The following is a 12,792-nucleotide window of genomic DNA, read 5'->3' as shown; positions in this document are numbered from 1 at the left end:
GCTTCTCTGTTTTCCAATTATTTTTTTGCAGCATTTAAGCTCGCGATAATTGCTCTAAAACTCTCCAGACCAGCTTCCAGGTTCTCAATGATATCTTCCGCTAATTCATCTGGATCTGGTAAATTGTCCAAGTCCGCCAGGGACTTATCTTTTAGCCATGTGATATCCAGGCTGGTTTTATCTCTGGCTATAATTTCTTCATAAGAAAACTTACGCCACCTACCCTCTGGATTGGATTCACTAAAGGTTTCCTTTCTCTTATGCCGGTTTTGAGGATTGTAGCAGGTGATAAAATCCCTCAGATCCTCTAGCTTGAGCGGATTCTTTTTTAACGTATGGTGGACATTGGTTCTGTAATCATACACCCATACTTCTTTTGTGTGTGCTTCCCTGCTGGCGGCTTTACCATCAAAGAACAATACATTGGCCTTTACACCATTGGCATAAAAAATACCTGTTGGCAAGCGTAGTATAGTATGCAGCTCAGTCGTTTCCAATAATCTCTTCCTGATGGTCTCGCCTGCACCACCTTCGAACAACACATTATCCGGCAATACGACAGCAGCGAGGCCTGTTGTTTTCAGCATGGATTTAATATGCTGTACAAAGTTCAACTGCTTATTGCTGGTAGTTACCCAGAAGTCCTGACGATTATAAGTAAGATCTTCTTTTTCCTGTTCGCCGTCCTCATTGGTAAATGTCATACTGCTTTTCTTCCCAAAAGGAGGATTAGCAAGAATATAATCATAGCGGGTTTCCGATGCGGCAATCAATGAATCATTTGGAGAAATCATTATTTGTTCGCTATCAATGTCGCCTATGTTGTGCAGGAACAGGTTCATTAATGCTAACCGCCTGGTGCTTGCCACAATTTCGTTTCCGAAGAAGGTATTATATTTCAGGAATTGTTTCTGTCCTTTATCCAATGATAAGTTATCCGTCATCCAGTCATAAGCTGCCAGGAAAAACCCTCCTGTTCCGCAAGCCGGATCCGCGATGGTTTTCATTGGTTCCGGGCGAAGACATTCTACCATGGCTTTAATCAACGGCCTCGGGGTGAAATATTGTCCCGCGCCACTCTTTGTATCTTCTGCGTTCTTTTCCAGCAGGCCTTCATAAATATCTCCTTTATCCTTCACTCCCATCAATACCCATTGCTCTGCATTTATCAGCGCAATAAGCTTGTAGAGTTTTGCAGGATCAGTTATTTTATTCTGGCTTTTGGTAAAGATTTGCCCAAGGATACCTTTTTCTTTTGCCAGTTCACGCAATAGATGATTATAGTGAACTTCCAGGTCATCACCGGTTTTGTTGGTTAATGTTTTCCAATTGTACTTGGCCGGGATAGGCATTACCCTGTTATGCGGAGGCTGGGTGTACTCATCTGCCATTTTCAGGAATAGCAGGTAGGTTAGTTGCTCCAGGTAGTCGCCATAGCCTACGCCATCATCACGAAGGGTATTGCAGAAGGCCCATACTTTACTTACTATGCTGGAAGTATTGACGGACTTGTTCTCTATTACTACATTATTTTCTTGTATTGTTGCTGATTTTTTTGCCATGAATTTCTCGTTAAACTAATTTTCCTTCGAATGCTTTTTTGAGAATGGATTGTTTAAGTGACTCTGCCTGTTGCAGGCTATTAGAGATGGTTTCTTCAAGCTTATCGGCTACACTGAGGCGGGATTCGATCGCCTGGACAATAAGATGTTGATGATCTGGGCTCGGCACATCAATTCTTAGTTCTCGCATTTTCTGAATTCCGAATGCAGGCTGGGAAGTTGCTTTCATTCCCGAGGTAAAGGCCTTTTGAATCAAGCTTGATTGAAAGAAATAATATAAATATGTAGCATTAACTTGCCTTGGTTGTATCAAAACAATATTAGCTGACAAAGTATAATCTTGTGGCAAAACGATCCTGACAGGGTTACCTATTGTTCCAATTTTCCCAATAACAAAATCACCCGCTTCTAAAGTATATCTCTCCAAGTGTTCTAATAACACATTCTTTGAAACTCTCCTTGCATTAGTAAAATCAATTTTATCCAACGCTGAATCAAAATCCTTGATACTTACAAAAGGAATCCCATCCAGAGATACTGGAGGAGTTCTATGACTTGGTTGGGGATCTATTGCATTTGCGATATCTCCTAGCCTTACGTTTATCCAATTACCTTTCTTTTTTGTCAACTGTCCCTTAAATGCCCATTTCAAAACACTTTGTCGATAAACTTTTAATTGTTGCTGAGCGATACGTAGGCTTTCAACACCTTTATCCAACTCACTGAAGAGTTCTTCAATTTTGGAGACAATGGCTTGTTGAATGGGTTTAGGAGGAAGTAACAAATCATAGTTCCAAAGAATATTCGGATCAACATGTGGAATACCAACACCTTTTGCTCTTGTATTTAAATCAAGAAATTTTGATTGAAGAAAATAGAATGCATAATTATTCTCTATATCTTTAAAACTCAATTTTACCAATGTACTACCTACTGCACCTTTAACTCCCTTCCCGACATAACCGGATCGAGAGCCATCCCAAACCATAAGAAAATCTTTATCATCGCACAAAATACACCCCATACCATCTGTATATTCCTCAATAATATTTTTCTCAAATGCCTTTATGTTTACGTATGGTATTGAGTTCTGACTCGTCTTTTCACTGGAAAGAGATTTAGGTTTCTTTCCTTTCACAGAAGTTACATATTCTCCAACTTTAACCGATATCCAACCTTCGGGGAATTCTCCAGTATTTTCACCCTTATACATTCTCAATTTCATAAATACTATTTAATCAATAGTGCATTACACAAAAGTCTATCTATTGCATCAAAATTTCGCTACGCCGCCAACACCTCATTCAACTCCCCAATAATCTCATCCGTCTTTTCCCCAAACAACTGCCACATCTTGCCCAGTCCACCATTCCTATTAAATGGATCCAGTTCAAAATCCTCTTTATCCAGGTGAAAGCTGGCCGCCACATAATCCTTTATCATACGTAACCACTTCATTTGTTCTTCAGTAAACTTGGTAGTGGTACCCGCCTGTTTCTGAAACACCCAGGTCTGGAAGTTTTTATCTACCACTTTATCGTATCCGATAAGGGAAGTATCAATACCACTTACTTTGCGGATCAGACTCACCAGCGCCATTAACTCATTTTTAGGCTCTCCGTTGGTTTGCTTTAATTGTTCGAACGCGCGCCATACGTGGAGGGGAGCTAATAAGGGCTGCTCGGTGGTCAGTTTCTCGCTAAGATCTTTAATCATCTGATAGGTCAGTTCCCTGCGGCGATAAGGCTGATCATAAAAAATTTCCAAAGCTGTAATCTCCTCCTTATGTGCCTCTATCCAGGAGGTAAAATTACTAATCGTTAATTCTGCCGCCTTATCCTGGTCTTTTACCCAACCTATTTGCGTGACCTCATCCTGGTTAATATGATCGATCACCTGATCATATTTTTTACGAACATCCACAATATAATTCCGAAGATCAGGATTATTAAAGATGGCCACCGCTTCTTCAATAGCCTGCTGTTTGGCTTCTTCAATGGCGGCATCAATCTTTGCAGGAGCGGCACCCAACAGCTTTTCGTTTGTACGTTCCTCAATACCGTAGATCATATCCGGATCATAAGCATTCAGCAACTTCCTTACCACCTGGTTAATCGTCTGGCCATTTGCCTGGGCCGCGAAGGTAGCTTTTTCTTTATCATTAATCTGCTTTTCCAACCTGAGCAGGCGGTTAGCAAGCGTTGTCAGCATATCCTCACTGGTGTTACCCATCGCAATATTTTGCAACACGTCTTTCAAACTCACACCTGGGTTCTTTTCCAGGGGGCGGCTATCCGTTTTCTGTGAGAGCTCCACACCAATGGCATCAATGATCACAAAATGATCTTTGGTATATCTGGCAGAGGGAGTGCCTGTGGCTTTCAATTGCTCCAAAGAACAGGTGCGCGTACCACGGCCTTTCATTTGCTCGTAATAACTCCGGCTTTTAACATCCCTCATAAATACCAATACTTCCAACGGACGGATATCAGTACCGGTGGCAATCATATCTACAGTAACCGCAATACGTGGATCGTAGCCATTGCGGAACTGAGCAAGCACATCTTTCGGATCCTCCTCGCTGCGATAAGTTATTTTCTTACAGAATTTATTCCCTTCTGCAAATTCTTCCCGCACAATTTCAATGATATCTTCTGCGTGAGAGTCTGACTTAGCGAAGATCAACGTCTTCGGCACTTCAAATTTACTCTCTTTATCGTATCTGTCTGGAAATATGGTAGGCAGGCGCTCTTTCATTGCACGGACAATAGTTCGGATAGTGCTGGGGTTCACAATATCCCGATCCAATTGCTTGCCACTATATTCAATATCTTCATCCACTGCTTCCCAGAATTTCTTCCGGGTTAATCGTTCCCGTTTATCTACACTTTCACCTATCTCGATCTTGCTGCCTTGTTTCGTGATTTTTGTCTGTATGGTAAATACATTATAAGGTACCAACACACCATCTATTACCGCCCTTTCATACCCATAATCGCTCACCAGGTTTTGTTTGAAGTAGCCGAATGTCCTGTTATCCGGCGTGGCTGTTAACCCTACCTGGAACACATCAAAGTAATCAAGTACCTGTTTCCAAAGATTATAAATACTGCGATGGCACTCGTCAATAACAATGAAGTCAAAAAATTCGGGGGGTATTTTCTCACTGTAAACAACTGGTAATGGCTCTTTGGGCTGAAACCTTTCATTGGGATTCTGTTCTTCCGCATTTTCATCCAGTTCTGTACCTTTCAGAATGGAGTACATCCGTTGAATGGTACTAATATACACCTGGTTATCCGAAGGGATAAAGCTACTTCTCAACCTGGTTAACCCATATAGCTCCGTAAACTTCCGGTTATCATCATTGGGTACATAGGACATAAATTCCTGCTCTGCCTGTTCACCAAGGTTTTTTGTATCAACAAGGAACAAGATACGTTTAGCCTTCGCATACTTCAACAAGCGGTAAACGAAGGTGATCGCGGTGAACGTCTTCCCTGAGCCGGTAGCCATTTGTATCAGGGCTTTGGGACGGGCGTCTTTGAAAGATTTTTCCAGGTTATTGATAGCTGTGATCTGACAATCCCGCAACCCATCGGTCAATAGTACAGGTAGATCGTGCAAGCGGGTTCTTAAGGATTTATCCATCCTGAGCCATTCTGCAAAAGTTTCCGGTCGATGAAAACTAAACACAGATCTTGAGCGTGGCTTTAGGTCACGGTGGTCGGTAAACTTGGTTACCTCGCCGGTGCTTTCGTATACAAAGGGAAGAGGATCGTTTTGACAGTACTTTAATTTCGCTTTGGCGTAGCCCTCACTCTGATCTTCATGTATTGACATGTGCACGCCTTCTTCGGCCCGTTTGGCTTCAATGATACCAACCGGCTTCTTGTTCACGAAAAGTACATAGTCCGCAGGACCAACATCAGTTTGATATTCACGAACGGCAATGCCTATGCCTTCACTCAGATTGATGCGTGATTTATTTTGAATGATCCATCCACTTCTAACCAGTTCAGAATCAATCCGTTCTCGGGCTAATTGTTCAGGGTTCAGGTTCAATTTGGGAAAAGTTAATCTACAAAATAAAGAAAATTCTCCAAATGAAAATACAAGAGCCAATAAACTGGTCTACTTGTAAAGGGAAAACAGGTATAACGAACAACGTAAAAAAGACCTAATTATCCTTTTCACTAAGATTATCTTCCATTATCTTTTCAATAGGTATATTCTGCTCTTTACAATACTTTTCAGTATCCGTTTCACTTGTAAAAAAGCCATCGCAAAAGCTTACCAATTCTTTTTCTAGTGCCTCAACGTACCGTTCACTCGCAGTAAGTAACTTCTCTGTTTGCTCTATAAATCGCTCAAAATCCGGATTAATCCGGCAAAGCTTATCAATGGTAATAAAGTCCAGGTCTTTATATCTTGCGGGAAACAGTACTTCACTTTCAAAGGGGTTAGCTTTTAAAAGAATAATGCCGATTCCAAAAGACTGGTTCAGTCTTTTAATTTCATCCAGGAGAATATCGTTAATCTGAAATGCAACCAGGTATCCAAAGTTGGCCCAGCTTGAATTAGATACGGCCTGAAAAAAACATTTCTTCAGCTCATAGTCCGATTTTATCTCTTTTTTCAACTCGTAGGCTGTTAACTCAAAAGTTCCTAAACGATTAATGGCCTTAAAAAAAGCCTGGCTGGTCTTTGTATGCAAATTCAAAAAACGAATGCCAACCATATCAGGGTGGATCCATTTCTGGTGGCTGTCTTTTGAATTTGATTGCTCGTGAAAAATAGTTTTTGACTTTATACCAATCCCATTAAGATAGCTACTTAGCAGCTTGTGCAGGCTTCTCTCCTCAAAGCGTCTATAATAAGTTGCCTGGTCTTCGGCGATCATCTTATGTTTACCACCTTTATCATCTTCAGCATTTTCTATTGCCTCCAGGGCATCTATGCTAATTTCTGATTCATGTTTAGTTAGAAAATAACTAAAAGAACCTCCTTTTAGCGGTATTCTCTTTACCCTTGAGTCACGATTCCGGATAAAATTACCTAGTAACGCAGATACTGTTTGAGGAGGTGTTTTGGCATCTTTAAAATCATAATACTTTGCAGCAACTATATGATTATAGATCTGTAAGTATTTGGCAGGTACTTTGATTTCATCAAGGCTTTGTATGATCGCATCATTCAATGTCATAATGGTTATTTATAGGAAATAGTAATAGTACTTTACTCAATATATGATTTTCTTATTTTATCTCTTTAGGAGTTTTCATTTAACTTTATTATCAAAAAACTAATTTACAAAAAGTATCCATTCCCTACTCCAATTCGCAACATTCATAGCCGTGATACATTATCAGCTCGATAATTTGATGGCATTTCAGCTTATACGAAACAATCCTCAGCACACAGTCTACATCATCCAGGTCTACGTTCCAACGCTCAATGCACTTGTTGGCATCCAGTATTGGCTGTAGCTTCCTTTTATCTGATGCATGCCTTATGTTGGTTTTAAAAATTAGTATGTGATCAATATTCTCCATGGTCTATTTAATTCTGTAGGTGATCATCGCTTTTCCGTAAGCCATATTATCGATGGAAAAATTCCGGATGGTATCGTGGTTAGCGTTAAATAGTTTGTAGCTATTAAACAGTCCTACGCCACCCTGTAGCTGTACCCAGAAATTCTTATATATACGTTGGTTAAATTGCAGGCCGGCATGGATGGATGAAAACTGTGCGTAATCAATTTGCTTGCCCTGGTAGTCAGTATAGTCCTTTAAATTGTATTTGGTCCAGTCTATGGAACCGGCGATACCCACCTGTGTGTTTTTTGAAACATTATACACCACATTTAATCTCGGCCAATAAAACTGGCCTACCCATTTGCCGTTATTGCTTTTATAGTCTATGGATACACCTGGTGTAATTAAGAATTGCTGAAAGGAATACATGGCATGTATGCCAAGACCGATTTCCAGATTCTGGTGTTTTCCAAACTTTTTGGATACTCCGTAAATCCCGTCCAGGATTAAGTCCTGCGATGAAAGGCCACTTTTGAAATCAGTTGCCACCGTTGGGATGATGATGCCTAAAAGCGACCATCTTGCAGCGATAGGGTGTTTGACAATGACCACCGCTTTGATTTCATGAATTTTATCCAGCTGATAAATATTTTGCGAAGCTTCTTTATCAACAGTAAAATCCATTAGGCGGTAATTAATATTAGAGAGGATCAATGTCTTACCAAAATGCAGGGGTGGTATCGGCAGCCAGGCGTCATAGGTATTGTATTTAAACTTATTCGTCCTGAAGCCACTTTCTGTGGGCAGGTCGTTAAATTTTGTTTCGGCATGCGTGGTCACTGCAATACCTGCAACGTCCTTCATCAACTGCGAATAAGCATTGTTTGAAAATAAGATGCTCAATATAAAAAGACGTGTTAGCTGTTTCATGTTTTCCTTTTGAATTGTATTTGATATCACAAAGGTGGCATGAAAGCAGGCCTTCTTTCTAGAACAGAATCTACTTTTCCCCGGACGAATTTTGCATGAGTGAAGCTCTGTATTCAGAAGGTGTTAACCTGGTTACTTTTTTAAAAAGACGGCCAAAATAGCTGGGATCATCGTAGTTCAATTCAAATGCTACGGAGGAAATACACCTGGTAAAGTCTTGCAACAACAGCTGGCTCTGGGAGATACTGACTTTATTGATCCATTCTTTAGGCGCAGTACCCATTGTTTGCTGGATACAGCGATTTAAGTAATTGACAGACACCGACAGTTTATCTACATAAAAGGAAACGGATTTATGTTCAATATGATATTTATACACTAATTCCTTAAAAGTAAATGCTACTTCACTGCTCCGGTTGATGGTTTGATGATGCGTTTTATTTGCAGCAATAATTTTTATTAACGCCGCCTGAAACAAGGAGTAACTAATGTCGAGGTCTGGCTTTTCGCTATACATTTCATTTGACAGTAGTCCGAAGAGTGGTGTCAGCCATTGACTGGTGGCGGCTGATAATCTGATTACAGCATCTGCCGAAAAAAGGTGGATGGATTTCTCCTTCGATAAAAGATGGTGGAGGATACTATCTTCAAATATGATAATATGGCCTGCGGCATCTTCACTTACCTCTTTTAGAGCCGTCATGTTCCCCTGCTTTACCAACAGGATGTCGTGCTTACTGATAGACTTTATTGCTGCATCTACCTGCTGCTTTGCATGCCCGTTAGTCAGGTGAACAATAAAGTTATAGTCTGGTCGGTGAAGAGGCGTCGGTATTTGAATAAAACGAGCCGTTTCCTGTATATCATAAATTTGAATAGGGATTCGGGATGATTTAAACGCAGGCGGTACTGCCGACATATATTGACGTTCAAAATCAATAGCCTTAACGATGTTGATTTTCTTGCTCCCGTTACTCATAGATGGCATTGTGCTTTGATGTATAGGATAAGACACCCTATCCTGTCTTTACCCCTACGTCTGACAGATACCGAAAAACATTTGCGTAACTCAAAAGTTACTTATATATTTGAGTAACCTTAAAGTTACATATCAAACCGACTTCCGAAAAAAGGAAATGAAAAAAACAAAGTTATGAACATAGGCATTATCGGCGCAGGCGCTATAGGCAGCTGTCTGGCATCAAAACTGGTGAAACTGGGACATACCGTTTCGATCGCTAACTCCCGGGGGCCGGCATCCTTAAAACAGCTGGCGGAGGAGCTTGGAGCAGAAGCCGTCACAGTAGAAGAAGCAACTAAAAACAAGCAGGTAATCATTGTGACCATTCCGCAAAAAGCTGTAGCGGATCTGCCTCCCAACCTGTTTAAACAGCTTGCAGATGATGTAGTGGTCATTGACACAGGGAATTACTACCCAAGTCTCCGCGATGGTGCTATACCTGCACTTGAGCAGCATGGTATAGATAGCTTATGGGTGCAGGAGCTATTAGGCATTCCGGTGGTAAAAGTATTTAACTCCATTGTGGTGGAAAGCCTGACAGATCTGGCCAAACCCAAAGGTGACAAGCACCGCATCGCCTTAGCGGTTTCAGGTGATAGTACTACCGCAAAGGAAGTAGTATTTGCCCTGGTAGATGCATTGGGTTTTGATCCTTTTGACGTGGGTGATATTGCGCAATCATGGAAGCAGCAGCCTGGCTCCTCTATTTATTGCAGGGACTTACCGCTGGAAGAATTAAAAAGAAGGCTGGATGCGATGGAAACATCATCATCCGATATGCTGCATATGATCCTCGCAAAACGGACTACCGATGAAGTACTCATGAGGACAGACTATCCGGCTTACCTGAAAAGTCTGCAGCAATAAATTCGCCGCTAAAATCATTTCATTCACCGACAAATCCCCCTCTACTCACCTTCCTCCTGTTGTTGTAGCACATGGGTACTGATAGCTTTGCATCATAAACTCCTTGCTATGATCAACAATACCAAATCGCTGCATGTACTTATTATTGGTGGCGGTGTAGCCGGCCTTGCGCTGGCATTATTTCTGAAAAAGGCAGGCATTACCTGCACCATCTACGAAGCATACGCTTACAAAGGGGAGGCTGGTAGTGGATTAAACATTGCCCCTAACGGCATGAATGTACTGGCGGCACTGGGCCTGGCAGACGAACTGGCTGCCCGTGGAGCTATCACACTGGAGCATTGCTTCAGAAGTGAAAACGGGAAAGTGCTGGCACGCATTCCTTATGGAGATATCAACAAATATGGTCAGCCTGGCGTGAGCATGTCACGCGCTACTTTATATGAGGTGTTGACCAATGAAATCAACAAATCAGGTATTGAGATAAAATACAATAAGCGTCTACTCTCCATCAATGAATATAGCATCGGCGTAAAGGCTAACTTCGAAGACGGTGACAGCGATAGCGGGGATATCCTGATTGGTGCAGATGGCATTCGTTCTATAACACGCAGGCATATTTTGCCACAGGGCCCGGAACCGTCCTTTGTGGGCGTAGTGGGTGTAGGTGGTTTCGTAAAACTGGAAAAGGTGCCTGAACTCACACAACAGGACCTGAGCAGTCTGAACTATACCTTCGGCGCCAAAGGCTTTTTCGGTTATTGTGCAGTAGATCAGGGCCATGCCATGTGGTGGTCTAATCTGCATGCGAACCAACCCATGAGTGAGGCCGCACTGAGAGATACTTCCATGGATAAACTGCAACAGGAAATGCTCGCCATCTACAAAGATTTCCATGGCCCTGCCGCCGCATTGATTACGCATACTGAGCGTCCATTAAGACAAAACATCAGCGATATACAATCCCTGCCTACCTGGCACAAAGGCCGCGTATTACTCATCGGCGATGCTGCGCATGCCGTTAGTCCCAACGCGGGGCAAGGTGCATCCATGGCGTTGGAAGACGCCATGTACCTCGCTAAACTACTCCGGGATGGAAAGGACGATTATGTTAAAGTATTTACTCAATTTGAAGGCGATCGCAAAGGCCGTGTTGAAAAAATTGTGGCAGAAGGAAGGAAACGCGGTGTTGGCAAGCAGGAAGTGAGTCCGTTCCAGGCGAGGATACGGAATACGATGATGAGTATTTTTCTTAAGCTGTTTGGGATTAAAGGGATTGACTGGGTGTATAGATATAAGATTGATTGGGAGTAATGAAATGTCGTTCTACAATACCTCCAACAGGCCGGATTTAATTAAGAGTAAAAGCATAACAATTAACGCTAGATATGAAAGAAAACATTCTTTATAATATTTCCCTTTTATTAGTAAAAATAATAGCACTAAAAAAGCAGCTACAGTTAAGGCAATATAGTATCTTAACTGTAAGGTGATCATCAGATAGGAAATATCAGACATCTCTATGCTTCCTTTATAACCAGTACTTGTTACTTTCAGATAGACATCTTGTATATAAGGTTGTAGAAAAAACAAGATTAGTTGGTTTACTACGAATACTCCAACGGCGCATATCAGTAATATAGTGTAGAATGCCCTAAGGTGGATGCTCATTAGTGAAGTGGCTTTTGACGGCCGGGAATAGGTATCTGACATGAAAGTAAAAATATTGATTGAAATAATACCAGGGATAAAAAACTGATCACAATATTAGGTTTTTTCCTGCATCCCTCAACAACACAAAGGGCCTACCTTCCGGTAAGCCCTTTCATTTTATACATTAATGACACATCATGTCTATTCCTTCTTTCACGTAACCAATAGCTGCCCCCTCAGGCATTCCTGCAGCATTCAACGGTAATTGCGCCACGGAAACCCCAGCAGACCGCGATATTCATCGATATTCAGGTAGTTGCCGGGTACATAACGTTGATATAACCCATACTTAATTCCAGTCCTGACCACCTTGCCGTTGGTGCGGAATACCTGCCAGTGATAAGAAGCGGCTACACTATTGGGCACACCTGGTGTGACCGACCGTACACTATTTAATCTTCTTTGCGTGTTCACTACTATATAACGAATACAGTCGATGGTAGCCGCTCCGCTTCCATTGAACAGCAGTATGTTTTTATTCTGCGAGTCGCTCACTTCTATCCAGTGAAGAGGTCCCTTCACACTATCCATGGGTAGCAGGTACAAATAATAAAAAGTGGACGGCCCTTCATCCGGAGCAGAGGTACCACCTGCCGTATATTCTTCTCTGCCCGTCACATAATATTGCTTCGTCTCAGGACGGGAAAAATCAAATGCAAAGTTAATACCCGCCAGGAAGGGAAGTATATAAAAGGCCATCGTGAGCATTAACGACTGCTCATTATTGATGGTATTGCCTCCTTTGATGATTTCACTGATCAGCAGGAACGCCAGCGCAACCGGTAGTACAAGGGCCAGTAAAAAGGCCGGGAAGGAGGAAGTATACACAGAAAATATGTGGGGTACTGTAAAAATGTACACGATAAACATCGCTCCGCAGAGTATTACCCGCGCCGTATTTCCTTTCGGGAAACTACCAGATAAGGCATTTTCCATAGTAGTACCGGTGGCTTTATGCAGTACATACCTCAATAAAGGGATACAAAATATAACGATGAGCAGGTAGCGGAATGTAACTGACACAGGATCGGTAAAAAGCAGCCACACGCCCAGCAGCAGGCGGGTAATCACAGAAAATATAATCTGGCTGAATACAGTAAKAATGGTTTGCATCGGGTTTTTCAACAGCGTTGGGTTATATGGCTGAAAATATACGAATATT

General features: G+C 41.8%; 9 protein-coding genes. 2 read left to right on the top strand and 7 right to left on the bottom strand.

Annotated elements, in window-relative coordinates:
* Positions 1 to 17: 17 nt before the first annotated feature.
* The 6 genes from AC1DCV_RS27290 to AC1DCV_RS27265 form a co-directional block, all read right to left on the bottom strand.
* A complete protein-coding gene (locus tag AC1DCV_RS27290) occupies positions 18 to 1,562 on the bottom strand; it encodes a class I SAM-dependent DNA methyltransferase (protein WP_477026154.1) in 1,545 nt (514 codons plus the stop codon).
* 10 nt (positions 1,563 to 1,572) lie between these two features.
* The gene (locus AC1DCV_RS27285; RefSeq protein WP_477026153.1) at positions 1,573 to 2,787 is read right to left on the bottom strand and encodes a restriction endonuclease subunit S; all 1,215 of its coding nucleotides are present in this window, start codon (positions 2,785 to 2,787) and stop codon (positions 1,573 to 1,575) included.
* Positions 2,788 to 2,846: 59 nt separating this feature from the next.
* Positions 2,847 to 5,627 carry a type I restriction endonuclease subunit R gene (locus AC1DCV_RS27280; RefSeq protein ID WP_477026152.1) on the bottom strand — a complete coding sequence of 927 codons (2,781 nt, stop codon included), beginning with the start codon at positions 5,625 to 5,627 and terminating at the stop codon, positions 2,847 to 2,849.
* Between the two features lie 115 nt (positions 5,628 to 5,742).
* A complete protein-coding gene (locus tag AC1DCV_RS27275; RefSeq protein WP_477026151.1) occupies positions 5,743 to 6,768 on the bottom strand; it encodes a hypothetical protein in 1,026 nt (341 codons plus the stop codon).
* A 352-nt stretch (positions 6,769 to 7,120) separates the two neighbouring features.
* Entirely contained in the window at positions 7,121 to 8,029 is a 909-nt protein-coding gene (locus AC1DCV_RS27270; RefSeq protein WP_477026150.1) for a DUF6268 family outer membrane beta-barrel protein, read from the bottom strand.
* A gap of 70 nt (positions 8,030 to 8,099) precedes the next feature.
* Positions 8,100 to 9,008 (bottom strand): helix-turn-helix domain-containing protein, encoded by a 909-nt coding sequence (locus tag AC1DCV_RS27265; RefSeq protein ID WP_477026149.1) that lies wholly within the window; start codon positions 9,006 to 9,008, stop codon positions 8,100 to 8,102.
* A gap of 129 nt (positions 9,009 to 9,137) precedes the next feature.
* On the opposite strand from AC1DCV_RS27265, the gene AC1DCV_RS27260 reads away from it, so the two are divergent.
* Complete coding sequence (locus tag AC1DCV_RS27260; RefSeq protein WP_477026282.1) at positions 9,138 to 9,917, top strand: NADPH-dependent F420 reductase; 780 nt, start codon at positions 9,138 to 9,140, stop codon at positions 9,915 to 9,917.
* 108 nt (positions 9,918 to 10,025) lie between these two features.
* Complete coding sequence (locus tag AC1DCV_RS27255) at positions 10,026 to 11,231, top strand: FAD-dependent oxidoreductase (RefSeq protein WP_477026148.1); 1,206 nt, start codon at positions 10,026 to 10,028, stop codon at positions 11,229 to 11,231.
* Positions 11,232 to 11,825: 594 nt separating this feature from the next.
* Here AC1DCV_RS27255 and AC1DCV_RS27250 read toward each other — a convergent pair.
* Complete coding sequence (locus AC1DCV_RS27250; RefSeq protein WP_477026147.1) at positions 11,826 to 12,743, bottom strand: hypothetical protein; 918 nt, start codon at positions 12,741 to 12,743, stop codon at positions 11,826 to 11,828.
* Between the last annotated feature and the right edge of the window lie 49 nt (positions 12,744 to 12,792).

This window comes from Chitinophaga sp. 10T418, assembly GCF_056394125.1.
Note: the sequence above shows the minus strand (reverse complement) of the source record. Positions and strands in the feature narration are given on the sequence as shown.